This window comes from Mesorhizobium newzealandense (genome assembly GCF_042682145.1).
In the GTDB taxonomy this organism is placed as follows: Bacteria; Pseudomonadota; Alphaproteobacteria; order Rhizobiales; family Rhizobiaceae; genus Mesorhizobium; species Mesorhizobium newzealandense.
This window is the reverse complement of sequence record NZ_JBHUGZ010000005.1, coordinates 33,289-59,373: the sequence shown is the minus strand read 5'-3', so window position 1 is coordinate 59,373 and position 26,085 is coordinate 33,289. Positions and strand designations below refer to the sequence as shown.

20 protein-coding genes are annotated in these 26,085 nt (G+C 63.9%); 8 read left to right on the top strand and 12 right to left on the bottom strand.

All coding sequences use genetic code 11. The features are described from left to right. Positions 1 to 252 precede the first annotated feature (252 nt). Positions 253 to 1,428 carry an MFS transporter gene (locus ACFSOZ_RS07415; protein ID WP_379095395.1) on the top strand — a complete coding sequence of 392 codons (1,176 nt, stop codon included), beginning with the start codon at positions 253 to 255 and terminating at the stop codon, positions 1,426 to 1,428. On the opposite strand, the gene ACFSOZ_RS07410 is transcribed toward ACFSOZ_RS07415, so the two are convergent. Further along, positions 1,392 to 2,300: a LysR family transcriptional regulator gene (locus tag ACFSOZ_RS07410; RefSeq protein ID WP_379095392.1), complete on the bottom strand. Its 909-nt coding sequence runs from the start codon at positions 2,298 to 2,300 to the stop codon at positions 1,392 to 1,394. The genes ACFSOZ_RS07415 and ACFSOZ_RS07410 overlap by 37 nt on opposite strands. Before the next feature lie 95 nt (positions 2,301 to 2,395). Here ACFSOZ_RS07410 and ACFSOZ_RS07405 point away from each other — a divergent pair, with 95 nt between their 5' ends. Beyond that, on the top strand, positions 2,396 to 3,355 hold the full coding sequence (locus ACFSOZ_RS07405) for an SDR family oxidoreductase (RefSeq protein ID WP_379095389.1): 960 nt from the start codon (positions 2,396 to 2,398) through the stop codon (positions 3,353 to 3,355). Between the two features lie 78 nt (positions 3,356 to 3,433). Here ACFSOZ_RS07405 and ACFSOZ_RS07400 read toward each other — a convergent pair whose 3' ends face one another. The 6 genes from ACFSOZ_RS07400 to ACFSOZ_RS07375 all read right to left on the bottom strand — a co-directional run bounded on the left by ACFSOZ_RS07400 (position 3,434) and on the right by ACFSOZ_RS07375 (position 11,685). Next, entirely contained in the window at positions 3,434 to 3,592 is a 159-nt protein-coding gene (locus ACFSOZ_RS07400; protein WP_379095386.1) for a DUF3309 family protein, read from the bottom strand. A gap of 169 nt (positions 3,593 to 3,761) precedes the next feature. Then, positions 3,762 to 6,935 (bottom strand): efflux RND transporter permease subunit, encoded by a 3,174-nt coding sequence (locus tag ACFSOZ_RS07395; protein ID WP_379095383.1) that lies wholly within the window; start codon positions 6,933 to 6,935, stop codon positions 3,762 to 3,764. A gap of 80 nt (positions 6,936 to 7,015) precedes the next feature. Further along, positions 7,016 to 8,188, bottom strand: a complete 1,173-nt coding sequence (locus ACFSOZ_RS07390) for an efflux RND transporter periplasmic adaptor subunit (protein ID WP_379095380.1) — start codon at positions 8,186 to 8,188, stop codon at positions 7,016 to 7,018. Positions 8,189 to 8,342: 154 nt separating this feature from the next. Then, on the bottom strand, positions 8,343 to 8,951 hold the full coding sequence (locus ACFSOZ_RS07385; RefSeq protein WP_379095377.1) for a hypothetical protein: 609 nt from the start codon (positions 8,949 to 8,951) through the stop codon (positions 8,343 to 8,345). Then, positions 8,948 to 11,221 (bottom strand): xanthine dehydrogenase family protein molybdopterin-binding subunit, encoded by a 2,274-nt coding sequence (locus tag ACFSOZ_RS07380; RefSeq protein WP_379095374.1) that lies wholly within the window; start codon positions 11,219 to 11,221, stop codon positions 8,948 to 8,950. The genes ACFSOZ_RS07385 and ACFSOZ_RS07380 overlap by 4 nt, the downstream gene beginning before the upstream one ends. Positions 11,222 to 11,223: 2 nt before the next feature. After that, the gene (locus ACFSOZ_RS07375; protein WP_379095371.1) at positions 11,224 to 11,685 is read right to left on the bottom strand and encodes a (2Fe-2S)-binding protein; all 462 of its coding nucleotides are present in this window, start codon (positions 11,683 to 11,685) and stop codon (positions 11,224 to 11,226) included. A 126-nt stretch (positions 11,686 to 11,811) separates the two neighbouring features. Between ACFSOZ_RS07375 and ACFSOZ_RS07370 the strand changes: the two genes are divergently transcribed. Next, on the top strand, positions 11,812 to 12,408 hold the full coding sequence (locus ACFSOZ_RS07370; RefSeq protein ID WP_379095369.1) for a TetR/AcrR family transcriptional regulator: 597 nt from the start codon (positions 11,812 to 11,814) through the stop codon (positions 12,406 to 12,408). 27 nt (positions 12,409 to 12,435) lie between these two features. Here ACFSOZ_RS07370 and ACFSOZ_RS07365 read toward each other — a convergent pair whose 3' ends face one another. From ACFSOZ_RS07365 to ACFSOZ_RS07355, 3 genes are all read right to left on the bottom strand, one after another. After that, entirely contained in the window at positions 12,436 to 13,566 is a 1,131-nt protein-coding gene (locus ACFSOZ_RS07365) for a patatin-like phospholipase family protein (protein ID WP_379095366.1), read from the bottom strand. A gap of 49 nt (positions 13,567 to 13,615) precedes the next feature. Further along, a complete protein-coding gene (locus ACFSOZ_RS07360) occupies positions 13,616 to 14,398 on the bottom strand; it encodes a 3-hydroxybutyrate dehydrogenase (protein WP_379095363.1) in 783 nt (260 codons plus the stop codon). A 204-nt stretch (positions 14,399 to 14,602) separates the two neighbouring features. After that, positions 14,603 to 15,691 carry a citrate synthase/methylcitrate synthase gene (locus tag ACFSOZ_RS07355; protein WP_379095361.1) on the bottom strand — a complete coding sequence of 363 codons (1,089 nt, stop codon included), beginning with the start codon at positions 15,689 to 15,691 and terminating at the stop codon, positions 14,603 to 14,605. Between the two features lie 97 nt (positions 15,692 to 15,788). Here ACFSOZ_RS07355 and ACFSOZ_RS07350 point away from each other — a divergent pair, with 97 nt between their 5' ends. Next, positions 15,789 to 16,928 (top strand): citrate/2-methylcitrate synthase, encoded by a 1,140-nt coding sequence (locus ACFSOZ_RS07350; RefSeq protein ID WP_379095652.1) that lies wholly within the window; start codon positions 15,789 to 15,791, stop codon positions 16,926 to 16,928. Positions 16,929 to 16,977: 49 nt separating this feature from the next. On the opposite strand, the gene phaR is transcribed toward ACFSOZ_RS07350, so the two are convergent. Then, complete coding sequence (gene phaR / locus ACFSOZ_RS07345; RefSeq protein ID WP_379095358.1) at positions 16,978 to 17,589, bottom strand: polyhydroxyalkanoate synthesis repressor PhaR; 612 nt, start codon at positions 17,587 to 17,589, stop codon at positions 16,978 to 16,980. A 288-nt stretch (positions 17,590 to 17,877) separates the two neighbouring features. Between phaR and ACFSOZ_RS07340 the strand changes: the two genes are divergently transcribed. Beyond that, positions 17,878 to 19,056: an acetyl-CoA C-acetyltransferase gene (locus tag ACFSOZ_RS07340; protein ID WP_379095356.1), complete on the top strand. Its 1,179-nt coding sequence runs from the start codon at positions 17,878 to 17,880 to the stop codon at positions 19,054 to 19,056. Between the two features lie 189 nt (positions 19,057 to 19,245). After that, positions 19,246 to 19,971 (top strand): acetoacetyl-CoA reductase, encoded by a 726-nt coding sequence (phbB, locus tag ACFSOZ_RS07335; RefSeq protein ID WP_379095354.1) that lies wholly within the window; start codon positions 19,246 to 19,248, stop codon positions 19,969 to 19,971. 97 nt (positions 19,972 to 20,068) lie between these two features. Here the strand turns inward: phbB and ACFSOZ_RS07330 are convergent, their stop codons facing one another. After that, the gene (locus ACFSOZ_RS07330) at positions 20,069 to 21,268 is read right to left on the bottom strand and encodes an FAD-dependent oxidoreductase (RefSeq protein WP_379095351.1); all 1,200 of its coding nucleotides are present in this window, start codon (positions 21,266 to 21,268) and stop codon (positions 20,069 to 20,071) included. Between ACFSOZ_RS07330 and ACFSOZ_RS07325 the strand changes: the two genes are divergently transcribed. Then, positions 21,227 to 21,985 carry a TetR/AcrR family transcriptional regulator gene (locus tag ACFSOZ_RS07325; protein ID WP_379095349.1) on the top strand — a complete coding sequence of 253 codons (759 nt, stop codon included), beginning with the start codon at positions 21,227 to 21,229 and terminating at the stop codon, positions 21,983 to 21,985. The genes ACFSOZ_RS07330 and ACFSOZ_RS07325 overlap by 42 nt on opposite strands. 692 nt (positions 21,986 to 22,677) lie before the next feature. Beyond that, a complete protein-coding gene (locus ACFSOZ_RS07320; protein ID WP_379095346.1) occupies positions 22,678 to 26,079 on the top strand; it encodes a helicase-related protein in 3,402 nt (1,133 codons plus the stop codon). The last annotated feature ends 6 nt before the right edge of the window (positions 26,080 to 26,085 follow it).

Here is a 26,085-nt window from a genome sequence, read left to right as displayed (position 1 = left end):
CCAGGAAAAGTGTGAAACGGTTTTCCCGGGAAAGCGCGTAGCGCTTTCCCTTGGGGAATTGCGTCAAAACAAAGAGATAGAGCGGTTCGGCGTTTTCCGTGAAACGATGAACCGCTCTAGGTCAACCCGGATACCCCTCGATCGCTTCCAAGGCCAGGTTTGGCCCAAGCGCTTTCCCCGAGAGAGTGCTTGACTGAAAATTGAATCGATCTAATTTGCCGCCGGAAGCCATTTTCGGACCGGATTCGCCTTATGAACGCGTCAAATGCCATGCTGACTGCCATTCGCGGACGATGGGCCGTGGCGGCCATTTTCCTCGCCAACGGCTTCCTGACCGGCAGCTGGGCGCCGCAGATCCCGGTGTTCCTGACCAGGCTGGAGATCACGAAGTTCACGCTCGGCCTGCTGATCCTGCTGTTCGGCGCCGGCGCCGTCACCGCCATGACCTGGTGCGGCCATCTGATTTCGAAACACGGTTCGCGCAGCGTACTGCGCTGGTTCGGTCTTTGCGGCAGCCTCGGCCTGCTGGTCGTGGCGCTGGCCCCCAACGTGCCGCTGGCCGCCATCGCCATGTTCGTCTTCGGCGGCTCGATCGGCGGCATGGATGTCGCCATGAATGCCAATGCGGTAGTGGTCGAACGGCGGCTCTCGCGCGCCATCATGTCGTCCTCGCACGGTTTCTGGAGCCTTGGCGGCTTCGCCGGCGGTGCGATTGGCGGCTTCGCCATCCAGAACTATGGCCACCTCACCCACGCAGCCGTGGTGACGGCGCTTGCCTTCGCTGTGATCGCGGTGGCGGTTGGCCATCTGGTCGGCGAGGACAGGCCGCAGGCGGCCGAGCATCATAAATTCACGCTGCCGACAAACCCGCTGGTCTACCTCGTCGGCCTGATGGCGCTGCTGACGATGATCTCCGAGGGCGCAGTGCTCGACTGGGCAGCGCTGTATCTGCGGCAGGAGCTCGGCGCCGACCTCGCGATTGCCGGCCTCGCATACGCTGCTTTCTCCGGCGTCATGGCGATCATGCGTTTCTTTGGCGACGGCGTCCGCAATCGCTTCGGCGCGGTGACGACGCTGCGCGGCTCGGCGATCGTCGCTGCCGCCGGCATGCTGGTGGCCGGCCTGTCACCCTCGCCCTGGCTCGCCATCGCGGCCTTTGCCTTGTGTGGCTTCGGCATCGCCAACATGGTGCCGATCATCTTCTCGGCCGGCGGCAACCAAGAAGGCATGTCGTCGGGCACCGGCATGAGCGTCGTCACCACCATGGGTTACTCCGGCATTCTGGTGGCGCCGTCGGCGATCGGGTTCGTTGCCGAGCATTCCAGCTTCGGCCCGATCTTCATTGCCATGTCAGGACTGCTGATCGTCGTGCTGCTGATGGCCGGGCTCGCTCACCGCGCCGAATTCGCGGCCGCGCCGGCCGAATAGCGCTTCAGTTCCTCGTAGAGAAAATCCGCCACGCGGCGGATGCGCACGCTGGTGCGCACGTCGCGATGCATCGCCAGCCACACCGGCAGCACCGGCAGTGGCAGGTCAGGCAGCAGTTTCTCCACCGATGGATCACGGTAGACCAGCGGCTCCTGGCCGAGACCGATGCCGTTTCCCGCCCGCACCGCCTCCCACAAGACAATCTGGTTGTCGGTCCTGAAGCGGAAACTGCCGCGGGTGACAGGGATGCCGTACTGGGTAAAGCCTCGGACAATGTCATCGCTGCGGTCGAAGCCGACCAGGTCGTGGTCGACAAGGTCGGCGGGCTCAAGCGGGCGCCCGCGCCTGTCGAGATAGGATCTGGCCGCGCAGGCGCAGAGCGGAATATCGCAGACCTTGCGCGCCGTCAGCTCATTCTGCGCCGGCTTGACCATGCGGATGGCGATGTCGGCATCGCGGCGCAACAGGTTCTCGACCTGGTTCGAGGCAACGATCTCGACCTCGATGCCCGGCTCCTCGATACCGAGCTGCATCGTCATCTCGGGCAACACATAGGCCGCGACCACCTCGCTGGCGGCGATGCGCACCGTACCTTCGATCGCCTCGACCGAACCCAGCGCCAGCAGTGAGAAGGCGCTTGCCTGCTCGCTGACCGCCTTGCCGCGCTCGAACAGCGTGCTGCCGGCTTCCGTCAGTTCATAGCCGCGCCGCCCACGCCGGAACAGCGTGACACCCAGCGCCTGTTCGAGCTCGCCGATGTGACGGCCGAGCGTCGGCTGGCTTGCCGAGAGCTTTCGCGCGGCGGCCGACAGGCTGCCGGTTTCCGCCACGGTGACGAAACTCTTGATCAGGTTCCAGTCGATTTCACTCATTCATTTATGAATATTCGAACCCCATCCATAGTCAATTTCCATTCGCATGCGAAGGAACCATATTCGGGCTGCAAACATCAACACGGAGATGAAAAATGACCAAGATCGCAATTCTCGGTGCCAATGGCCGGCTCGGCCGCGTCGTCGCCAAGGCCTTCATCGACGCCGGTTATGATGTCCGCGCAGTCACCCGCAGCGGCAAGGTACCTGCCGAACTCAACGGCGCCACGGCCGTTGCCGGTGATGGGCTCGACCGCGAAGCGCTCATCTGCGCCACGGAAGGTGTCGACATCATCTTCAACGGCCTCAACCCGATCTACACCGAATGGGCCAAGTGCCTGCCGATGGCCGAGAATGTCATGGCCGCCTGCCGGGCGAACGGCGCTTTGCACCTTGCTCCAGGCAACGTCTACAATTTCGGCTCGCCGATACCAGCGGTGATCACCGAAGACGCCCCATTCCATCCGACGACCGAAAAGGGCCGCATCCGCGTCGCCATGGAAGACCTGTTTCGCCGTGAGGCCGACGTGGGCCGCGTCCGCACCATTCTCTTGCGGGCCGGCGACTTCTTCGGTGGCACCGGCAGCGGGTCATGGTTCGATCTGGTCGTCGCCGCCAAGATGAACAAGGGCATCTACACCGCGCCCGGCCCGGTCGATCTGATGCATGAATGGGCCTACCTGCCGGATCTGGCCAAGGCTTTCGTTGGACTGGCGCAAAACCTGGACAAGCTCGGCTCCTACGAAGCGTTGAACTTCCCGGGCCATGCCGTTACCGACCGGGGGATCAAGGCGGCAGCAGAGACGGCGCTTGGTCGCCCGCTCAAGATGACCTCGATGCCCTGGTGGGTGCTGCGCGCCGGCAGCCCGTTCGTGGCGATGTGGCGTGAGATCGTCTCGATGTCCTATCTGCGCTTCGAGCCGCATCAGCTGGCCTCGGCAAGGCTGGAAGGCATCATCGGCGCGATCCCGCACACGCCGCTGGATCAAGCGGTCACCGAGGCTCTCGAGGACATCGGCATCGCCACCGTGAATGGCGTTGCGAAGGCTGCCTGATATGGACGGCGGGCGCAGCCATCGCATGCCCGCCCATCTCTCCACACTGAAAAGCCTCTCTACGACTGAAAAGGCGGCTCAGAGCCGCCCCATCAACAGCAACACCAGAAGCACCACCAGCACGACGCCGACAATGCCCGACGGCCCATAACCCCAGGAGCGCGAATGCGGCCATGTCGGCACCGCGCCGATGAGGACAAGGATCAGGACGATGATGACAATGGTGGTGATCGGCATGGGAACCCCGCGCGTTGACGTTTGCTACGACACAACGCTTTGGCGTTGCTCCGAGACAATGCTTTGCATTGCTCCGGGGACAACTCGTCGCATTGCCCTTGGGGGGAGAATGCAAAAGGCCGCCCGGTTGTTCCGGGCGGCTCTTTTTGTCAGAGGTTCGCAGACAGGTTTATTCGGCCGCCTTCGGAAAGGCGATGGCCGGCTCGTCGCCCACATCCAGGCCCGGCGTGTCGGTCGACGAAACCTTTCCCTTGCCGCGCCGGAATATCCGACGGAAAAACGCGTAGAAGCGGCTGTTCTTGCTGCGCGTGAAGATCATCAGCATCGACGGCGTCACCACCAGCGTCAGCAGGGTGGCGAAGGACAGGCCGAAGACGATCGCCGACGACAGAGAAATCCACCATTGCGTCGACGGCGCGTTGATCGTCGTCTCGTGATGGAAGATTTCAAGACCGAGGCCGAAGGCGATCGGCAGCACGCCGAGGATCGCCGACACCGCCGTCAGCACCACCGGGCGGGCGCGTTCCCTGCAGGTCTGCAGCACCGCTTCCATCTTGTCCCAGCCTTCTTCGCGCAGCCGGTCATAGGTGTCGATCAGCACGATGTTGTTGTTCACCACCACACCGGCCAACGCGATGACGCCAATGCCCGACATGACAATGCCGAATGCCTCTCCCGTCAACAGCAGCCCCAGGAACACACCGATCGTCGCCATTACCACACAGGACAGCACCATCAGCACGCTGGTGAATTTGTTAAACTGCATCAGCAGCACGAGGAAGATCAGGAAGATCGCCGCCCCGAAGGCCTTGCCCAGGAAGGCGCTCGCCTCGGCGCTGTCCTCGTTGGAGCCGGCCAGTTTCCAGCGTATGCCGCTGCCAAGATCCATATCAGCGACGGCCTTGGTGACCTCAGCCTGTACGGCTGCAACCTGCGTACCGGCGGCCACGTTGGCCTGGACGACCACCGTGCGGGCGCCGTCGATGCGGTTGAGAATACCGACGGTCGGCTCCGGCTTGCGCACGACGAAATTCGAGATCGGCACCGAGCCTTGTGCGGTCTGCACTCTAAGCTCGTCGAGCGTCGACAGCGTTCGCCGATCTTCAGGCAGACGCAGCCTTATATCGACGGCGTCGTCAGCGCCAGCCGGTCGGTATTCGCTGAGCTTCAGCCCGTTGGTCACCAGTTGCACCACGGTGCCGACCGAGGTCGGGCTGATGCCGTACTGCGCCGCCTTGGCGCGGTCCACCTCGAGCGCCCAGTCGACACCGGGCGGCGGCAGACCATCGGAAATGTCGATGACGCCGGGCACCTTGCCAATGCGAGCCGCGACGGCGCGCGCCTTGTCGTCGAGCCCCTTGGGGTCGATCGCCGAAAGCCTGATCTGGATCGGCTTGCCGGTCGGCGGGCCGGCCTCCGGCACCCGCACTTCGACATCGACACCGGGAATCCCGGCCATGACGCCGCGCAATTCATCCAGGATGTGGTTCGCCGACTTACGCTCGCGCCAGTCGATGAATTCATACTGGATGACGCCGACAACGTCCTCGGGGACATCCTGGCCGCCGCCTTGCGTCTTGCCGACGCGGGTATAGACCGATTTGATGCCCGGCCAGCCGAGCAGCCGGTTTTCGGCAATCTTCGTAGCGGTGTCCATTTCGGTCAGCGAAAGATTGCCGCGGGCGTGCACGTAGAGCAGGCCATAGTCGGGCTCGACACTTGGGAAGAACTCGACACCAGCGCCGTATTTCGAATAGGCAAAGCCGACACCGAACAGCAGCGCAACAGTCAGCAAGACCACGGTGATCGGGAACCGCACCGCCTGCTTGACGATGGCCATGTACCAGCCGTCGCGATTGTCATCCTCATGGTGCTGCGGCGCCTTGGCGAAGATCGCCCCCAGCGTCGGCGCGAACACCAGAGCATAGAGCATCGAGGCCGACAGCGTGACGATCAGCGTTATCGGCATGTACTTCATGAAGTCGCCGATGATGCCCGGCCAGAACAGCAGCGGCGAGAAGGCGGCGATGCGCGTCATGGTCGCGGCGATCACCGGGCCGGCCATGCGCTTGGCGGCGAGCGCGAAGGCTTCCGCCTTCGGCATACCCTCGCTCATCCGCCGTTCGGCGAACTCGGTGACGATGATGGCGTCGTCGACCAGCATGCCGACGGCCAGGATCAGGCTGAACAGCACGATCATGTTGATCGTGTAGCCCATCATTGCCAGCAGCAGGATGCCGATCAGGAACGACGATGGAATGGCCAGGCCAATGAGCAGCGAGGCACGGCCGGACAGTGCATAGAGAATGACGATGAACACCAGGATCACGGCGATCATGACGTGGTTCTGCAGATCGCCGAGCAACTGGTTGACGAAGACCGACTTGTCCTGCGTGTAGGTGACATTCATGCCTTCCGGCATGGTCTTGACGAAGGCGTCGGATACGGCCCTCACCTTGCTGAGCGTGTCGATCAGATTGGCACCGATGCGCTTCTTGACTTCGATGGCGATGGCCGGCTTGCCGTTGAGGCGCGTGATCGTCTCGGCATCGGCGAAGGTCGAGCGGATCGTCGCTATATCCTTGGCCTGCACCACGGCATTGGGGCCCGCGACCACCGGCAGAGCCGCCACATCCTCGGGCGTCTCGATCAGCGACGGCACCTTGACCGCGTATTTGCCTTCCGAGCCCTCGATGTTGCCGGCGGCGACCAGGCTGTTTGACGCGCCGACCGCACCGATCAGCTGATCGAGCTGCAGCCCGTAGGAAGACAGTTTCATCGGGTCGATGACGACTTCGACGAGATCGTCTCGCGCGCCCTGCAACGAGCCCTCGAGAACGCCTGGCACCTCTTCGATCCGGTCCCGCAGTTCGCGCGCCGCGGCGGTCAGCACCCGTTCGGGCAATTCTCCCGACAGGGTGACGACGAGGACGGGGAATTCGGAGATGTTGACCTCGGTGACGACAGGCTCTTCGGCCGCCTGCGGCAGGTCGGCCTTGCCGTCCTGCACCTTGCTGCGCGTGTCCTGCAGCGCGGTCGCCAAATTTGTCTGCGGCTGGAACTCGACCAGGACATAGCCGCCACCCTGGAAGGCGGCCGAGCGCATTTCCTTGAGGCCCTTCAGGCTCTTCAGCTTGCTTTCCATCGGCCGCAGCAGAAGGCGCTCCGAATCCTCGGGCGAAATGCCCTGATAGATCAGGCTGACATACATCATCGGAATCGGAACGTCGGGTTCCGCTTCCTTCGGCGTCGACTGATAGGCGACCCAGCCGGCCAGCAGAAGGAAGACCAGGACCGAGATGGTCAGGCGGGCATTGTTGATCGCGAGTTTGACGATATCCATGGCTAACGCCTGTTCTTGAATTTCACGAGCTGCGCCGCAACCGATTGTCCCCGCCCAGGGCTAGTCAGTCGCGACAGTTGCTACTGCGTGCCGGCAGCCGCCTCGCCCAGCAACTTCTGGATGGTCGCCTGGTCCGCCTCGACCGGATTGACCACATCGCCTTCCTTCACCAGTTCCTGACCGGCAACGATGATGCGCGCATCGGCCGGGATGCCGCCGAGCACGAGGCCGGTCGGCGTGTCGTCGACGAGGTCGATCGGGAAGAACGCCACCTTGTTGTCCTTGCCGACGGCACGGATGCCGAGGTCGCCCTTGTCGCCGAGCGTCACCACCGAGCGCGGCAGCAAGACAGCGTCGGTCGGTTGCGCGTTGAGCGCGATTTCCGCCGTCATGCCGGCCGGCACGGAGCCATCGGCATTGGGGATCGCCACCTCTACGCGGAAGGTGCGGGTCGCCGACGACGCGTCGCGGCTGATGTAGCGCACGGTGCCTTCGACCGTCTGGCCGCTGACCAGACGGACATTGGCCTTGTCGCCGAGCTTGAGGTAGCGGAGGTCGCGCTCGCTGACTTCGCCGCGGGCAATGACCGGATCAAGCTTGAGGATGGTTGCCACCTCGCCGCCCTCCATGATGGAACTGCCCAGTTCCACCGGCACCCGGTCGATGACGCCGTCGAAAGGCGCCCTCACCTCATTGCGGTCGAGCAAGGCCTGTGCCGTTTTCAGCAGCGACTGCGCCGAGGTCAGGTTCGAGCGCGCGGTATCGAGCTGCAGCTTCGGCAAATTGCCTGTTTTCATCAGTCGCAGAGCTGCTTCCAACTCGGCCTGGCGCTGCACAACCAATTGCTTGGCGTTGTCGACCATCGAGATCTTTTCCTCGGCGGCAAGCATCATCACCAGATCGCCGGTCTTGACGTGCTGGCCTTGGCTGACCGGCAGCTTGTCGATGACACCGGCAACGCGCGCCCCCAGCACCGCTCGTTTATCGGCTTCAGTCAGTCCTGAAATGCGGATGGCGCGCGCATAGGTCTTGCGCGGCGGTGTCACCACCGCGACGGTGCGCAGCGGTGCTTTCGGCTCGGCTTCCGCCGCCTTGGGCTTGTTCGCGTCCGGCGCCTTGGCCTGCTCGACTTCGGCTGCCTTGGCCTTGTTCGCCGCTACGCTGCCGACGGACGAGAATTCGCCTGTCGCCATCCAGGCCGCGAAACCAATGAGCACAACAACGGCTGCAAGCTTGTGAAACCTGAATCTCATCGTCGTTTTTTCCACTGCGGGTTCGGCCAGCGTCCTCATAACGCGGGCGCGTCGCCGATATGGGTGCGCGCCAGGCCGTGTTCAATTTGCCGTGATCGGCGAAGCGCGCTTCTACATCAAAGTTGCACCGCAATATAGTCAGAAAGTTGCGGGATCATTGCGCCACCGGGCAAGGTGCACCCTCCGCCGTCCAGTTTTCGATCGCTTGATAGGTTGCTTCGGCCGAGCCCGGAGCCGGCTCACGATCCGACCCCGGCGTCCAGCCCCAGCCGACCAGCCTGTCGTCGCGAACATGCAGCGCGATATCCTTCAAGCTACGGCCGCCATTACGCGCCGGATCCTTGATCTGAGCGCAGATTTCGGCTGAGGATTTGCCGAACCAGGCCATCTCGGCCGGCGCCAGACGCCAGTTGTCGGCTCCGGGCGGTCCGTGCAATGCATTGGAATTGCTGGAGAAATGGCACGTCGTGCAGCGCAGGGCCGGATTGCCGAAGCCCGATCCGTCAGCACCGCGCTGGACGTTGAAGGCGTGAATGCGCGTGCCGCCATAGTGCGCGCCGGACCAGCGCGGCCGGTCGTCCGCGACATGACAGTCGGCGCAGCGCGGATGCGAGAACACCGCATAAATCTTGTCCCATTCGGACAAGCCATTTGCAGCGTCGGCTGTCGCCGGCGCCGGCGCCAGCCTGTCTTGTGCAACTGCGAACGACGCCGCGAGAACGAGCATGGCAGCAGGCGTCAGCATGATGAGGAGCCTCTTCATGCGAAGGCCACCGTCTTCGATAGCGGCAGCGTGCGGATGCGCTTGCCGGTGAGCGCGAAGATGGCGTTGGCCAGCGCCGGTGCCGCTGGCGGTGTACCGACCTCGCCGACGCCGCCCATCTTGTGGAAATTTTCCAGGATGGCGACTTCGAAGACCGGGCACTGGAAGATCCGCATGGCGTCGAAATCGTGGAAGTTCGACTGTTCGACCATGCCGTCGGCGAAGGTGATTTCCTGTCCCATTGCCGCCGAAAGACCGTAGATGGCGGCGGAAATCAGCTGCGCCTCGATAATCCCCGGATCGAGCGCAGTGCCGACATCGGCGGCGATCCACACCTTCTCGATGCGGATGCCGGCCGGCGTATCCGCCACCTGGACGATCTCGCCAACCCAGCTGCCGAAGGACAGCGTGAAGGCCATGCCCTTGGCCGTGCCGGCGGGCAGCGCCTCGCCCCATTTCGCCATCGCGGCGACCTTCTCCACCACCTTCACGGCGGAAGGATAGGCGGCCATCAGCGTCTTGCGCATCTCGACCGGATCGATTTTGCCGGCCGTGGCGATCTCGTCCATGAACCCTTCATGGAAGAAACCGTTGATCGAACTGCCGACCGAGCGCCAGAAGCCGACAGGGATGGAGATGGGCGCCGCCACGCCGCTGACCCGATAGTTCGGAATGGTGTAGGGCTGGTCATAGGCCCCATCGACAATGGACTTGTCGGGGCCGAGCGGCGATATCGAGGGAAATAGCCGACGCAAGGTGCCGGCGATCACCGATGGCGAGGCGAGCTTCATGTCGACGGCGACCGGCATGCCGTCGTCGCCGAGCCGCGCCTGGAACTTGCCGACCGCGGCCGGCCGGTAGGCGTCATGGCGCATGTCCTCTTCGCGTGTCCAAGTCACCTTGACCGGACGCCCGCCTGTCTCCTTCGCCATCAGCGCGGCGCACAGCGCGAAGTCCATCTCGGTACGGCGGCCGAAACCGCCGCCCATGAAGGTGGTGTGGACGGTGACCTTGTCCTGTTCGATGCCGACCACGTTGGCGCAAAGCTGCCGCACCAGGGTCGGCGCCTGGTTGCCGCACCAGATGTCGAGGGCACCATCGCTGAACCGCGCCGTGGCGTTCATCGGCTCCATCGTTGCATGCGCCAGATAGGGCACCGCATAGTCTGCCTCGACGATCCTTTCGCGCGGCGCGTCGGCGAAGGCGGTGTCGACATCGCCATTGTCGCGCATCGTCGAGCCCTTGGTGCCGAGCGCCTGTTTCAGCACGTCTGATATGGCGGCGCTGCTGAGCGGATATTCGGGATCCGCCCACTGGGCGTCGATGGCGTCGGCCGCCTTGAACGCCGCCCAGGTGTTCTCCGCGATGATGCCGAAGCCGTGGCCGTAATTCGTCTCGAGCGGCACGATCTTGATCACGCCGGGCATTCTTTCGGCTTTTGCGAGGTCCGCCTTGACCGGCTTGGCCCAGAAGCGCGGGCTCATCTTGACCGTGCCGTACAGGATGTCCGGCAGCCTGACATCGATGCCGAAGATCGGGGCGCCGGTGACCTTGGCCAGCATGTCGATGCGCTTCTGCGGTTTTCCCAGCAATTTCCAGTCGGCTCTGTCCTTGAGCCTGACTTCGGCCGGCGGCGCCATGGCAGCGGCGGCTGCGGCAACCGCGCCATAGGTCAGCGACTTGCCAGACGCCTTGTGGACAATCGAGCCATTAGCCGTTTCCAGATCGGCCGCGGCAACGCCGAGTTTCTGCGCCGCCGCCGCGATCAGCAACTGCCGCGCTGTGGCGCCCGCCTGGCGCATCTTGTCGAAACCATCGCGCGCCGAAGCCGAACCGCCGGTGGCCTGGAGAGCAAGCAACTTGCCGACCACGCCGAGCCCTGAGCGCACCGCCTGCGCTGTCATGCTCTCGTCGAAGAAGGCGAACGGACCGCCCTCTTCGAGGATCGCCGCGTTGTAATAGGCATAGGAGGCCGGGCCGTGCTCGACATTGACCTGGTCGAGACCGACATCGAGTTCTTCGGCGACCATGACGGCGAGCGTCGTCGAGATGCCTTGCCCCATCTCGGCGCGCGGCGCGACGATGGTGATGGTGTTGTCGGCGCCGATCTTCACATAGGGGTTGAAGGTCGCCTCGCCCTTGCCGAGATCAGCCTCGAGCGGGTTCGGAAACGGTTTGCGATAATAGTAGTAGCCGACGGCAACGCCGCCCGCGACGGCAGCCGCGCCGATCAGAAACGTGCGGCGGGCGATCTTTCCGACACTGGCCATGCTCAGAGCCCCGCCGTCTTGAGCGCTGCAGCCTTCTTGATGGCCGAGCGGATCTTCGGATAGGTGCCGCAGCGGCAGAGATTGCCGCCCATGGCGTTGTCGATGTCGGCGTCGCTCGGGTCGGCGACCTCGTCGAGCAGGGCCACCGCGCTCATGATCTGGCCGGCCTGGCAGTAGCCGCATTGCGCCACCTGTTCCTCCAGCCATGCCTGCTGCACCGGATGCAGTCTGTCCGCCGTGCCGATGCCTTCGATGGTGGTGACGACGCCGCTGACCTCGCCGACCGGGAGCGAGCAGGAGCGCACCGGCTGACCGTCGACATGCACGGTGCAGGCGCCGCAGGCGGCGATGCCACAGCCGAACTTCGGTCCGGTCTTGCCAATGAGATCGCGTAGCGCCCACAGCAGCGGCATGTCCGGATCGGCGTTGATGTCGAATGACTGCCCATCGACGGTGAGGCGCATGGGGATACCCTTTTGTTGTCGTCCACAGCCCAGGTGCGAAGCGTTCTCTGGGGTCGCTTCACTCTCAAACAGATTGACAAATTTCGTCATTTTGTCAATTGAGATTTTGCAGGATAATGTTGCCCCATGAATCAGATCGAAGACATCGCCACCACCGACCCCAAACGCGTCCGTGTCCTGGATGGCGCGATGAAGGTGTTCCTGGCCTATGGCTTCTCCCGCACCACCATGGACGACATCGCCCGCGCAGCCGACATGTCACGCCCGGCGCTCTATCTCCTGTTCAAGAACAAGACCGATATTTTCCGCGCCATCGCGATGATGGTGCTGTCGCGCTCGGTCGGAGCGGCAAAAATGGCGCTGGCCGGCGACGGCGCTTTCGCCGCGCGCATGATGCGAGCCATCGACGAGGCATTCATCTCGATGATGAGCGCGGTCGTTGCCTCGCCGCACGGCGCCGAATTGGTGGACATGAAATCGAGCCTTGGCGATCTGGTCGGCTGCTGGCGCGGCGGTCTGGTCGAACATATCGCTGCCGCGATCCAGGACGAGGCAGCCAGGAACGGCGTCGATCTGGCGGCCAAGGGCCTGTCGACGCAATTGCTTGCCGACATGCTGCTCGACGGGCTGGAAGGCATGAAGGCGCGGATCAGCGATCCCGAGGGGCAGCGGCAGGCGGCCGCTGCCCTGGTCAAGGTGATCGATCTGACCTTGAGAGCTTGATGAATCCGAGCTGTGTCGAGATTCCGGTCAGGCCCGGCGGCGTTCCGCCTCGGGCTTCTTGCGCGCCGCAAGGAATTCCTTGACCCGCCGGCCGGGTGCGGGGCCGCGCACCGGCTTGAAGCCGTCGTCGAGTTCGCCGGAGAGATCGAGCGTCGGCCGCTTGCCGACGGCATCGTAGTTCTCTTCCAGCCAGTCGCTGGCGGCGGTGCGGCCGAGATCGCGCAGATAGGTCAGGAACGCCCATTCGGCATTGACCTTCGATGACGCCGACAGGTCCTTGAACGCCTCGTCGGCATCGATGCGGTGCATGCGGATGTCACGGTATTCGCCATGCGGCAGACGGCCGGCGGCGATCAATTCCTTGACGAAAGCGATCGAGCGGAATTCGCGCAACAGACCGGCGTTGAAGGTGATCTCGTCGATGCGGTTCTGGATCTCGTTGGCGCTCCTCGGCGTTCCCTCTCGCACCACCGGATTGATCTGCACCAGAAGCACGTCCTCGGTCGCCGCCGTCTTGAAGAACGGATAAAGCGCCGGGTTGCCGCCATAGCCACCGTCCCAATAGGGAACGCCCTTGATCTCGACGGCGCGGAACAATTGCGGCAGGCAGGCCGAGGCCATCACCGTGTCGAGATCGATCTCGCCATCGGAAAAGACACGCAACTGTCCGGTTTCGACATTGGTCGCCGAGATAAACAGTTCCATCGACTTGCAGGCGCGCACATTGGCGAAGTTGATCTCCTGCTGGACCACGTCACGCAGCGGGTTGAGGCCGAGCGGGTTGGCGACATAGGGCGAAAACACCCGCGACATGGTGTCGAAGAACAGATAGCCCGGCGTGTTCTCGATCGACCAGTTGCCCCAGGCGACATCCCACGGCATGCGCTGCACCGGGCTGAACCGGCCCTTTGCCGCCACCGCACGCCAGAAATCGTCGAGCTTCTGCCGCGCCCCGTCGACCCCACCGCGCACGAAGCCGTCGGCCAGCGCCACCGCGTTCATGGCGCCGGCGCTGGTGCCGGACACCGCCGCGATCTCCAGCCTGCCGTCCTCCAGCAACCGGTCGAGCACGCCCCAGGAAAAGGCGCCGTGCGAGCCACCCCCTTGCAGCGCAATGTTGATCTTCTTCGTCTCCTCCGCCTTGCCGTTTTTCGTCATGGCGTCGTCCTTGATCTGTCCCTTTGGGTGGGTGAGAAAATTTCGCGCCTCACGCCGCGGTCCATCCGCCGTCGATCGAGAGATGCGTGCCGTTGACCTGCGCCGCCGCGTCGGAACACAGGAACACCGCCGCTGCCGCGATCTGCTCGACCGTGACGAATTCCTTGGTCGGCTGCTTGTCCAGCATGACCTCGCGGATGACTGTCTCGCGGTCCATGTTGTGGGTTTTCATCTGGTCGGGGATTTGCGCCTCGACCAGCGGCGTCAGCACATAGCCGGGGCAGATGGCGTTGCAGGTGATCTTTTCACGCGCCAACTCGAGCGCAACCGTCTTGGTCAATCCCATGATGCCGTGCTTGGCCGAGACATAGGCCGATTTGAACGGCGACGCGACCAGGCCATGCGCCGAGGCGATGTTGACGATCCGGCCGCCCCCGGCCTTTTTCATCAGCGGGATCGCGGCTGCGATGGTGTGGAACGCCGATGAAAGGTTGATGGCGATGATGGCGTCCCACTTCTCGATCGGGAAGTCTTCAACCGGTGCGACATGCTGGATGCCGGCATTGTTGACGAGAATATCGACCGATCCGAAGGTCTCGGCCGCCTCGGCGACAAGCGCCCGGCATTCGGCCGGCTTGGACATGTCGGCCTTGATATAGGCGGTCTTCACGCTGTGCTGTCTGGCGATCGCATCGGCGATGGCGCGGTCGGCGGCCGTATCGGAGAAGGAGTTGACGACGATCGCGTGGCCTTCAGCCGCCAGGGCATGAGCGATGGCCAGGCCAATGCCCGATGTGGAGCCGGTGATAACTGCGGTTTTTCTGGCGGCCAAGGGCGGAATCCTCTGGTTGCGGCAAGAGTGAGCTTATGTTGCAGTGCAGCATATATGCTCAATGCGACGCAATAACAGCGGCGGGATTTGTGCAGCGAGATGAACTTTTTGTCATGATCGGCCGCGCAGCCCCTCACCGGAAGGACATCGACCGGATCGCTCCGTCCTTCGGCGGGCGCCGCCACTCCCTGCAAAAGCGAAGCTTCAGGCGACGAGGTCCGGCACCGGCCCGACATAGCGTGACTGCGGCCGGATCAGCCGTCCGGTCGTCTGCTGCTCGCGGGCATGGGCGATCCAGCCGGCGACACGCCCGGCGGCGAAGACGTTGCTGAATGCCTCTTTCGGAAATCCCGCCACCTCCAGCAGCAGCGCGGTGTAGAACTCGACATTGGTCTGCAGCGAGCGCGACGGCTTGGCGATCCGCAGCACGTCGAGCGCGGCCTGCTCCACTGTCTCCGCAAAGGCCAGCCGGCGACCGGTTTCGCCTTCGCTGCCGAGTTGCCGCACCACCGCCTTCAGCACGTCGGCGCGCGGATCGCGTACGCGGTAAATCCTGTGACCGAACCCCATGATGCGCTCGCCATGCGCGACCTCGTCGCGCAGCCAGCCGGCGGCATCGCCATGCGCCTCGATCGCGTCCAGCATCTCGATGACCGGGCCTGGCGCGCCACCATGCAGGGGCCCCTTGAGTGCGCCGAGCCCAGCCAGCACGGACGATGTCAGGCCGGCCTGCGTCGACGCGACCACGCGTGTAGCAAAGGTCGAGGCATTGAGGCCATGGTCGCAGACGGTCACCAGATAGGTGTCGAGCGCCTTCGCCAGCGCCGGCGAGGCAGCGCTGCCGTTGAGCATCCTCAACATGTCCGTGGCATGATCGGCCCGGCTGTCCGGTGCGATTGGCTTCTCGCCGTGTTGCAGGCGCAGCAAGGCCGGCGTCAGCACAGCCGGCGCCGCGATCAGCAGCAAGGCGTCCGTCAACGTTTCGCCGTCCGGCAGCAGCGCCATCCCGGCGCGCATGGCGCTGTAGACATCGAGCGATGCCAGCAAGGGCAGTGAGGGCAAGAGCCGCTCGAACACTTCCGCACGCGCCTGGCCCAGCGCTCGCGCCAATTCCGCGTCGTCGGGAAGATCATCGAAAAAGCCGTCGAGCAGCAGGCGAACCACCTGCGCGTAACGCCAGCGTCCGGCCAGTTCCGGCAGCGAATGACCGCGGATCGTCAGATGGCCGCCAAGACCATCCACATCGGAGAGGACGGTTTCCGCCGCCACCACGTCATCGAGCCCATTCGCCATAGCCTGTCTCCTTGAACCATTTCCGGATCGGAGATAAGGCTAGGCAACATGCTCATCAATCTTGATCAATAGAATCAATATATAGGAGGATCGGGACCTGTCGGAATGGTTGTCACGGGAAGAGGCGCTGGAAAGGCTCAGGGTGCGGCCGCAGACGCTCTACGCCTATGTCAGCCGTGGCCGCATCGGCATGCGGCCCGACCAGACCGACCCACGCCGCAGCCAGTATCGCGCCGACGACATTGCCGCGTTGGCCACCCGCCGGGCGCGCGGACGGAGCCCGGCGGCCATCGCCGAAAGCGCCATTGCCTGGGGCGAACCGTCGATCGTCACCTCGATCTCGACCGTCTTGCACGGCCATCTTGTCTATCGGGGCCAGGACGCCGCGGCGCTTTCAGCGAGTGCCACACTGGAAGAAACTGCTGCAGTGCTGTGGGCTCTGCCTGGACCGGTGGTTTTCAAAGCACCGTCGCCAGATGCGCCCCATCAAGCCGGTCGAGCCTCGGCCTTTGCTCGCCTTGCCGTGCTTGCCGGCCAGGGGCGCCCATCGCTCGGGCGCGGCGCCACCTCGCTGCATGCCGATGCCGCGCACGCTGTCGGCGCGCTGGCCGGCGCCCTGGGTGCATCGGCGGGGTCGGATCCAGTCCATCAACGGCTGGCGCAAGACTGGTCGGTGGATGCAACGGGAGCGGACGCGATCCGCCGCGCGCTTGTTCTGCTCGCCGACCACGAACTGAACGCATCGACTTTCGCAGCCCGTGTCGCGGCCTCGACCGGGGCGTCGCTGGCGGCATGTCTCCTGGCGGGCCTGGCGACGCTATCGGGGCCACGCCATGGCGGCGCCGGTGAAGCGGTGATGCAACTGGCCGAGGATGCGGCGCGGCACGGCGCCGATGCGGCGATCCGGCGCTGGCTTGACCATGACCGCCCGCTGCCGGGGTTTGGTCACCCGCTTTATCCCGACGGCGACCCACGGGCGGCGGCATTGCTGAGCGCGATCGACATCGATGAACTCTCGCAATCGCTGCGCGATGCGGCCTTTGCCGCGACCGGCGCACGCCCGAACATCGACTTCGCTTTGGTCGTGCTGACGCGCAGCCTTGGCTTGCCGCGCGATGCACCGTTCCGCCTGTTCGCGCTCGCACGCAGTGTTGGCTGGTCCGCGCACACGGTCGAACAGATAACGAGCGGAAGTGTCATCAGGCCGCGTGGCCGCTATGAGGGAGTGCTGCCGTAGCGTCGCGATAGCACTGTGCGCGAGCTACCGGATCTTCGGTCCGAACGTCTCACGACATCGTGTCGAGCTTGCGCTGCATGGCGGCGATCTGGTCCTTCAGTTCCTGAAGGTCGTCAGGCTTTTCCGGCGTTTCCTTCCTGGCCGGCTCGGGCGTCGGCGCAGCGGCCGGGCCGGAACCCGCCGGTGGGAACGGCGTGAACAGCCGCATCGCATTCTGGAACATTTCCATGTTGCGGCGCGTCTGCTCCTCCAGCGCCTTGATCGGCGTGGCGATCTTCATCATGTCCAGCGGCGATTTGCCGATCGCCCCCTTCATCTGCTCGCGAAAACGTTCCTGTTCCTTCGAGAAGGCGAGCATGGACTGTTCGAGGAAGCTTGGCACGATCATCTGCATCTGGTCGCCATAATAGGCGATCAGCTGGCGCAGGAACGGGATCGGCAGCATGTTCTGCCCATCCTTGTTCTCCAGCTCGAAGATGATCTGGGTCAGCACCGGATGCGTGATGTCGTCGCCGGTCTTGGCGTCTTGAACGGTGAACTCCTCGCCCTTCTTGACCATCTCGGCGAGGTCCTCGAGCGTCACATAGGTGCTGGTGCCGGTGTTGTAGAGGCGGCGATTGGCGTATTTCTTGATGATGATCGGATCGTCTTTCGCGGCCATCTGCATCCTCCCGGGGACACCGGCGCGCCCAGAGTAAGCCGCCGGTAACGATTGTGCCTTTTTTGAGGATATGCGCAAAAGCCTCATAATTCCAAGCAGTTTGTGCAGTGCGGGATCACTAAATGCTGCATAGCGGGCAAAATAATGCTGCGCAGCAACCGCCGTCGCAAGGCGCGACCTGCTTGCAGCGCATGGGCGCCATGCCCATTTCCGGTTTGACTTGGGTTCTGGAAAGGGCAAGAAAAGTCCTCAACGATAGAACAACACCCTTGAAGTCTGGAGAAGAAAATGTCCGCTTCCATCGTCATTGCCAGTGCCGCGCGCGCGCCGGTCGGCTCCTTCAACGGCGCCTTCGCCGCCACGCCGGCGCATGAACTCGGGGCCGTTGTCATCAAGGAATTGCTGTCGCGTGCCGGTGTCGAACCGGGCGAGGTCGACGAGGTCATCCTCGGTCAGGTACTGACCGCCGCTCAGGGTCAGAACCCGGCCCGCCAGGCATCGATCAATGCCGGCCTGCCGAAGGAAACCACCGCCTGGGGCCTCAATCAGGTGTGCGGCTCGGGCCTGCGCGCCATTGCACTCGGCATGCAGCAGATCACCTCCGGCGATGCCAAGGTGATCATCGCCGGCGGCCAGGAATCGATGTCGCTTTCGGCGCATGCCCAGCACCTGCGCGCCGGCGTCAAGATGGGCGACTTCAAGCTGATCGACACCATGATCAAGGACGGACTGTGGGATGCCTTCAACGGCTACCACATGGGCAACACCGCGGAAAACGTCGCTCGTCAGTTCCAGATCACCCGCGACGATCAGGACCAGTTCGCGCTCGCCTCCCAGAACAAGGCGGAGGCCGCGCAGAAGGCCGGCAAGTTCAAGGACGAGATCGTCGCCGTCACCATCAAGGGCAAGAAGGGCGACACCATTGTCGACCAGGATGAGTACATCCGCCACGGCGCCACCATCGACGCCATGACCAAGCTAAAGCCGGCCTTCGACAAGGACGGCACCGTGACCGCCGCCAACGCCTCCGGCATCAATGACGGCGCCGCCGGTGCGCTGCTGATGAGCGAAGCGGAAGCGGTGAGGCGCGGCATCACCCCGCTGGCGCGCATCGTGTCCTGGGCAACCGCCGGCGTCGATCCGCAGATCATGGGCACCGGCCCGATCCCCGCCTCGCGCAAGGCACTGGAAAAGGCCGGCTGGTCGGTCGGCGATCTCGACCTGGTCGAGGCCAATGAGGCCTTTGCCGCGCAGGCCTGCGCCGTCAACAAGGACATGGGCTGGGATCCCTCGATCGTCAACGTCAATGGCGGCGCCATCGCCATCGGCCACCCGATCGGTGCGTCCGGCGCTCGCGTTTTCAACACGCTGGTCTTCGAGATGCGCCGCCGTGGCGCCAAGAAAGGCCTCGCCACGCTCTGCATCGGCGGCGGCATGGGCGTCGCCATGTGCGTGGAAGCGCTCTAAACGATATCACTGGCCGGGCGGCGCGAATGCATGTCGCCCAAAAGTGCGCAAGTGGTTTGGGAAGACGACATGCATAAACACAAACAGCCAAAGCGCGTCGCCTGAATTTATATCAGTGCGACGCTTTAGCGGTCAGTATCCAGTGCCTGCCAAGCCCGACAACAGGGCGATACCAAAAAGGGGAAACGCATGAGCAAGGTAGCAATCGTCACGGGCGGATCGCGCGGCATCGGTGCGGCGATCTCGATCGCATTGAAGACCGCCGGCTATTCGGTTGCCGCCAATTACGCCGGCAACGACGACGCTGCGGCGAAATTCAAGGCCGAGACCGGCATTCCGGTCTACAAATGGTCGGTCGCCGACTACGATGGCTGTGCCGCGGGCATCAAGCAGGTCGAGGCCGACCTCGGTCCGGTCTCGGTGCTGGTCAACAATGCCGGCATCACCCGCGACGCCATGTTCCACAAGATCACGCGCGAGCAGTGGAAAGAGGTCATCGACACCAATTTGTCGGGCGTCTTCAACATGACGCATCCGCTGTGGAGCGGCATGCGCGACCGCAAGTTCGGCCGCGTCATCACCATCTCCTCGATCAACGGCCAGAAGGGCCAGGCCGGACAGGTGAATTATTCCGCCGCCAAGGCCGGCGACATCGGCTTTTCGAAGGCGCTTGCCCAGGAAGGTGCCCGCGCCGGCATCACCGTCAACGTCATCTGCCCCGGCTACATCGCCACCGAAATGGTCAAGGCGATTGACGAGAAGGTGCTCAACGAGCGCATCATCCCGCAGATTCCCGTCGGCCGCCTCGGCGAACCGGAAGAAATCGCGCGCTGCGTCGTCTTCCTCGCATCCGAAGATGCCGGCTTCATCACCGGCTCGACCATCACGGCCAATGGCGGTCAATATTTCGCCTGAGGTTTCGAGTCTCCGGCGATAAACGATGTACCGGCCCAACGGCCGATACAGACATACGGTCCCACGATCGCGGCTCGTTGCCTGACAATCACAGCTGTCAGGCAGCAAGCTTCAGGGCTGGTTTGGCTGCCGGCTTGCTGGGGGAGATTGAACCCGACTCAAGCGAAGGTGCCGGTAACCGGGCCAGTTGCGCCCGGCTGAGACCTGACAGTTTCAAGGCGATGCGACGCTTCAGCAATGGATTGAGGTTCGTCACCGAAAGCAGCAGATTGCGGAGGAACCGCTTCACCGGATTGCGTGCAAGCGCCATGTCGGTCATCCTGCCCGCCAGTTCAAGCACTTCCTGAGCCGCCGGGCGTCGCAACGTTTCGTAGAGGTCCAGCTCCGCTTCAGCGCGTACGCCGTTCACCACATCGCCCAGCAATTCGCCAAGCACGACCGCGTCGATGATGCCGGTGTTCATGCCCTGCCCCCCTGCCGGGCTGTGCACGTGCGCGGCATCGCCCATGAGGAACAACCGGTCCTTGCGATATGACTGGACCAGGCGGTGATGCACGCGAAAGCGCGAACTCCACGCCAGGTCGAGCACCCGGGCCCGCTGGCTGGTCGGCCCACGGCTGTCGAGCAGCGCCTGGATGTCTGCGACCCCTGGCTTTTCCGGCGCGTCATCCATCGTTGCAACGATGCGGTACGACCCGTCCGGAAGCGGCGCCACCACCACCAGCCCGGCCGGTGCAAAGAACAGCGACACTTCCTTCGGCCCAAGCGGCCAGTCGAGACGGACGTCGGCGAGTACGAACGAGCCATCATAGGCAGCACCGTCGAACTCGATGCCGGCTGCGCTGCGCACCAGGCTGTTCATGCCATCGGCGCCGATGACGTAGCGCGCCGATATGAGCTTCTCGCGGCCGTTCTCGACCACCGTCACGCGGGCGCCATCGACGTCCTGAACAACCGCCTTGGCCTCGACTTCGCGATGAATCATGCCACCCAGAGCAGCGATCCGTTCGGCGAACACCCGCTCGGTCAGGTTCTGGGGCAGCATCATCAGATAGGGATGCCTTGATGGAAGCTTGCCGAAATCGACATCGAGCAGCGCGCGGTTGCGGTCCCGGATGGCGAAATTTTGCAGTTTCAGGGCAAGTTCGCCCAGCCGCGCGGTGACACCGAGAGGCTCCAGCGCCTCCAGCGTCTGCGCATGGATGACACCGGCTCGTGAGGTCTGAAGGCCCTGCGCCAGCCTGTCGATCAGAACGTGATCGACACCGGCCTGGTGCAGCACGATGGACAGCGCCATGCCGGTCGGACCAGCGCCGATGATCAGAACTTGCGTTGTTTCGGGCAACATTTCTCTCTCCATTTATCAACAAGTGTTGACTTTCTAGCCGAGGCCATTGCGTTTGTCAACAGTCGTTGGCATATGCATTTCATGACCCTGAATCAGTCAAAGAAAATCAGCAAGTCGGACCGCACGCGGGCCCATATCCTTGAGGCGGCGCGGCTGCTGTTTGCCGAGCACGGTTATGACGGGGCTTCGATCCGCGATGTCGCGGCGCACGCCTCTATCGATCCGGCCATGGTGATCCGCTACTTTCATAGCAAGGACGAACTGTTCGCCAGGGCGGCGGTCGTCGACCTGCATTTGCCGGAACTGCGGGTGATTGACCGAGCGGCCATCGGCGAAACACTGATCCGGCGCTTTCTCGAAATCTGGGAAGGCCCAGCCAGCGGACCTGGCATGACAATTCTGCTGCGTTCGGCGATGTCCAACGACTTTGCTGCCGAGAAGCTGCGCGAGGTGTTTGCCAACCAGGTGAGGCCAGTGGTTGCGGCGGTCGGCGACCCCGCTGACGCGGGTCGACGGGCCGGTCTCGTATCGAGCCAGCTGTTGGGTTTGGCGATGTGCCGATACCTTCTGCGGCTTCCGCCTGTCGTCGCCCTGTCCCACGACGAGATCGTCCGGAATGTCGGCTCCGCCTTGCAACGCTACGTGATGGAAGAGGGCCTATCGTGAAGCAGCCGTTTTGGCATTGCCGGCCGAGTCTGGTCGTCATGCCAGGACCAGGTCGACCGATGCACCCAACGCCAATTTGTGCCGAAGCGGCACGCAAGTGTTAACGGCAGCTGCCAGGCCTGTGCGAAACACCCATCACAAGCTGTGGATTCTCGGTGGATAAACTGTTCACAACACAAGATATTGGGGTGAACGAAACGGGAATATTCGGGCATCGCTGATTCGTCGCCGATTCGTTCCGGCTTTGAGCGAAACGTTAACGATGGCAGCCGGAATCGCCTGCCAAATCCTTAATGCGGATTAGGAAAGATCAACAATTTCATAACCTTGGGCGAGGCGCGCCAAGTCGCCATAGTCGTTCGTCGGCAAAGGTTAACGACAAAGCTCGCCTAGCATGAAACGGGCCAGTTCAATGATTCAGCATGTGGTGAGACTCGGGGTCGCAAAATCCACATGTAGCCGTGAACAAAAGCTGAATCTGGTCGAGTCACTGATTCGTCGCCTATTCGTTCCAGACTCGTTCCAACTGTTAATCCGCAACCGATCTGGACCTTGACACAGACGACTTCGAGCCGCCTGTGGAACATTCCGCTTTCGCTTCGCGCTCGAAATCCTTATGTGTCGCCTGTCATACGCGCCACTTAAGGCACGCTCCCGACAACGAGAGGCCAGAAAGCCTTATTTCCAGGTCGATGAACATTCAGCCGAAACACACCGAGCCGCTGATCCTGTCGGGCCGCGACGTGACCGCCGTGCTTGGGCCGACCAACACCGGCAAGACCCATCTCGCCATCGAGCGCATGGTGGCGCACGACAGCGGCATCATCGGCCTGCCGCTCAGGCTGCTCGCGCGTGAGGTCTATGGCCGCGTCTGCGAGAAGGTCGGCGCCCACAAGGTGGCGCTGATCACCGGCGAGGAAAAGATCCAGCCGGCCGGCGCCAAATATTCGGTCTGCACCGTCGAAGCCATGCCGCGCGAGACCGATGCCGCCTTCGTCGCCATCGACGAGGTGCAGTTGGCCGGCGACCTCGAGCGCGGCCACATCTTCACCGACCGCATCCTGCACCTGCGCGGCCGCCAGGAAACACTATTGCTCGGTGCGGCCACCATGCACGGCATCCTGCAGCGCCTGCTGAAGGGTGTGTCGGTGGTGACTCGGCCAAGGCTGTCGCATCTCGCCTATGCCGGCTCCAAGAAGCTGACCCGCCTGCCGCGGCGCACCGCGATCGTCGCCTTCTCCGCCGACGAGGTCTATGCCATCGCCGAGCTGATCCGTCGTCAGCAGGGTGGTGCCGCCGTCGTGCTCGGCGCGCTCTCGCCGCGCACCCGCAACGCGCAGGTGGCACTGTTCCAGGCGGGCGATGTCGACTATCTCATTGCCACCGACGCCATCGGCATGGGTCTCAACCTCGATCTCGATCACGTCGCCTTCGCCCAGAACCGCAAGTTCGATGGCTATCAGTATCGCAACCTGACGGCGGCCGAGCTTGGCCAGATCGCCGGCCGCGCCGGCCGGCATCTGCGCGACGGCACCTTTGGCGTCACCGGCCAGGTCGACCCGCTGGACGAAGAGCTGATCAAGAAGATCGAAGGGCATGACTTCGATCCGGTGAAGGTACTGCAATGGCGCACCGCGCATTTTGATTTCGCCAGCCTCGACGCGCTGAAGCGTTCGATCGAGACCAACGCCCCGGTCGAGGGGCTGACGCGGGCATTGCCTGCCGTCGATGCGCAGGCGCTCGAGCACCTGTCGCGCGACGAGGACATCCGGGCACTTGCCACCAATGCCAAACGCGTTGCGCTGCTGTGGGAAGCCTGTGCCTTGCCCGACTACCGCAAGATCGCGCCGGCCCAGCATGCCGACCTCATTGCTTCGATCTATACCGACCTCGCCCGGCATGGCCATGTCGATGAAAACTACATGGCCGAGCAGGTGCGCCGTGCCGACACCACCGAAGGCGACATCGACACGCTGTCGCATCGCATTGCCCAGATCCGCACCTGGACATTCGTGTCGAACCGGCCCGGCTGGCTGGCCGATCAGGCACACTGGCAGGAAAAGACGCGCGAAATCGAAGACAGATTGTCGGATGCGCTGCATGAGCGGTTGACGAAACGCTTCGTAGACCGCAGGACTTCCGTCCTCATGCGGCGCCTTAGAGAAAATACCATGCCTGAAGCCGAAATTAGTCCTACCGGAACCGTCCTCGTCGAAGGCCACCATGTCGGCGAGTTGCAAGGGTTCCGCTTCACCGCCGACCAGACCGCCGGCGGCGAAGACGCCAAGGCGGTGCGCACCGCCGCCCAGAAGGCGCTGGCAGCCGAATTCGAGGCGCGCGCCGAACGCTTCGGCGCTTGCGCCAATGGCGACATCGCGCTCGGCTCGGACGGCACTCTGCGCTGGATCGGCGCGCCGATCGGCACGCTGGTCGCCGGCGAAGACGCGCTGAAGCCACGCCTGGTGCTGCTGGCCGACGAACAGCTGACCGGCCCGGCGCGCGACAAGGTCGCGGCGCGTGCCGAACGGTTCGTCAATTTCCAGATCGAGTTGCTGCTGAAGCCGCTTGTCGACCTGAAGAACGCCGACCAGATTGCCGGCATCGGCCGCGGCATCGCCTTCCAGCTGGTCGAGAATTTCGGCCTCATCAACCGCCGCGATATCGCCGAGGAGATGAAGTCGCTCGACCAGGAAGGCCGCGCCGCGCTTCGCCGGCTCGGCGTGCGCTTCGGCGCCTACCATGTCTTCGTGCCGGCGCTGATCAAGCCGGCACCCGCCGGACTGGTGACCTTGCTGTGGGCATTGAAGAACGACGGCAAGGACAAGCCCGGCTTTGGCGACGTGGTCCATGCGCTCGCCTCCGGCCGCACCTCGGTGGTCATCGATCCGACCTTCGACAAGAGCTTCTACAAGCTTGCCGGCTACCGCAATCTCGGTCGCCGCGCCGTGCGCATCGACATTCTGGAGCGGCTGGCGGATCTAATCCGTCCGGCGACCAACTGGAAGCCTGGTCTCGGCCAACGGCCGGATGGCGCCTATGACGGCCAGTCCTTCATGGTGACGCCGCCGATGATGTCGATCCTTGGCGCCACCGCCGACGACATGGAAGAGATCCTGAAAGGTCTCGGCTACCGTGCCGAGCCGAAGCCGGCCGTCGAGGTCAAGGCGCGGCTCGAAGCGCAGGACAATGCCGCGCGCGAAGCGGCGGCTGCGAAGCTGGCGGCTGAAGAGGCAGCACGAGCCGAGCGGGCCAAGGCAGCGGAAGCCGCGGCAACGGACGCAGCCACGGAGGCAGCGGTCGAAGGTGCGGAGCCCGCTGTCGCTGCGGCGATTGTCGCCGAAATTTCCGCAGAGCCCGTCACCGAAGCGCCAGCCGAGCCTGTCGCGGAAGAACAAACCGAAGCTCCAGCCGAAGCCACGGAAGAGACCGCAACGGAGGCAGTTGCCGAAGTGCCTGCCGAACCCGTGCAGGCTGCCGAACCAGAGGCGGAAGCCGAGCCGGCAGCGGTCGCACCTGCAGAGCCAGCTTCCGAAGCTGCACCCGCGACGGCGGCAGCGTCTGACGAGCCTTTCCTAGTGGCCGACGCAGCCGCCGGCGAGCCGGCTCCGGAAGCCGAGGCCCCAAAACCCATCCTGTTGTGGCGCCAGGGCCGTTTCGAGCAGCGCCCGCACAACCGCGACGGCCGCAACAATCGCTCACGCAACGGACAGGCCGCTCGCGGCCGAAGCGATGCACCGGCGGATGCCGCCGGCGCGCAAGCGGCGGCCACGCCCGGAGAACGTCCGGCCCACGAGGGACGGCGCGACGGTGCCGGCAAGCCGCGCTTCGATCGCTCGAAGTTCAAGCCCAAGCCACAGGCCGAAGGCGAACCAAGGCGCGAGGGACGGCCGCAAGGCGAGCGTCCCGACCGCCGCGAGGGCCGGCCTGACTGGAAGGGTGGCAGGCCGGATGGCAAGGGTGGCGGCCCCGATCGAGCCAAGGGCGGCGCAAAGCCCGCCTTCCAGCCGAAGCCGCGCGAGGAGCGCCCGGTGCGCTTCGATCCGGACTCGCCCTTCGCCAAGCTCGCCGCATTGCGCGACCAGCTGAAGAAGTAGGCCCGG

What these genes read in the sequence shown, in the direction of transcription:
- ACFSOZ_RS07380 (WP_379095374.1), bottom strand. Translation starts at nt 11,221, where the DNA reads ATGGCCAGTGTCGGAAAGATCGCCCGCCGCACGTTTCTGATCGGCGCG.
- ACFSOZ_RS07375 (WP_379095371.1), bottom strand. Translation starts at nt 11,685, where the DNA reads ATGCGCCTCACCGTCGATGGGCAGTCATTCGACATCAACGCCGATCCG.
- ACFSOZ_RS07410 (WP_379095392.1), bottom strand. Translation starts at nt 2,300, where the DNA reads ATGAGTGAAATCGACTGGAACCTGATCAAGAGTTTCGTCACCGTGGCG.
- ACFSOZ_RS07355 (WP_379095361.1), bottom strand. Translation starts at nt 15,691, where the DNA reads ATGGCGAATGGGCTCGATGACGTGGTGGCGGCGGAAACCGTCCTCTCC.
- ACFSOZ_RS07365 (WP_379095366.1), bottom strand. Translation starts at nt 13,566, where the DNA reads ATGACGAAAAACGGCAAGGCGGAGGAGACGAAGAAGATCAACATTGCG.
- ACFSOZ_RS07340 (WP_379095356.1), top strand. Translation starts at nt 17,878, where the DNA reads ATGTCCGCTTCCATCGTCATTGCCAGTGCCGCGCGCGCGCCGGTCGGC.
- phbB (WP_379095354.1), top strand. Translation starts at nt 19,246, where the DNA reads ATGAGCAAGGTAGCAATCGTCACGGGCGGATCGCGCGGCATCGGTGCG.
- ACFSOZ_RS07400 (WP_379095386.1), bottom strand. Translation starts at nt 3,592, where the DNA reads ATGCCGATCACCACCATTGTCATCATCGTCCTGATCCTTGTCCTCATC.
- phaR (WP_379095358.1), bottom strand. Translation starts at nt 17,589, where the DNA reads ATGGCCGCGAAAGACGATCCGATCATCATCAAGAAATACGCCAATCGC.
- ACFSOZ_RS07395 (WP_379095383.1), bottom strand. Translation starts at nt 6,935, where the DNA reads ATGGATATCGTCAAACTCGCGATCAACAATGCCCGCCTGACCATCTCG.
- ACFSOZ_RS07385 (WP_379095377.1), bottom strand. Translation starts at nt 8,951, where the DNA reads ATGAAGAGGCTCCTCATCATGCTGACGCCTGCTGCCATGCTCGTTCTC.
- ACFSOZ_RS07415 (WP_379095395.1), top strand. Translation starts at nt 253, where the DNA reads ATGAACGCGTCAAATGCCATGCTGACTGCCATTCGCGGACGATGGGCC.
- ACFSOZ_RS07405 (WP_379095389.1), top strand. Translation starts at nt 2,396, where the DNA reads ATGACCAAGATCGCAATTCTCGGTGCCAATGGCCGGCTCGGCCGCGTC.
- ACFSOZ_RS07330 (WP_379095351.1), bottom strand. Translation starts at nt 21,268, where the DNA reads ATGGCGCTGTCCATCGTGCTGCACCAGGCCGGTGTCGATCACGTTCTG.
- ACFSOZ_RS07390 (WP_379095380.1), bottom strand. Translation starts at nt 8,188, where the DNA reads ATGAGATTCAGGTTTCACAAGCTTGCAGCCGTTGTTGTGCTCATTGGT.
- ACFSOZ_RS07370 (WP_379095369.1), top strand. Translation starts at nt 11,812, where the DNA reads ATGAATCAGATCGAAGACATCGCCACCACCGACCCCAAACGCGTCCGT.
- ACFSOZ_RS07320 (WP_379095346.1), top strand. Translation starts at nt 22,678, where the DNA reads ATGAACATTCAGCCGAAACACACCGAGCCGCTGATCCTGTCGGGCCGC.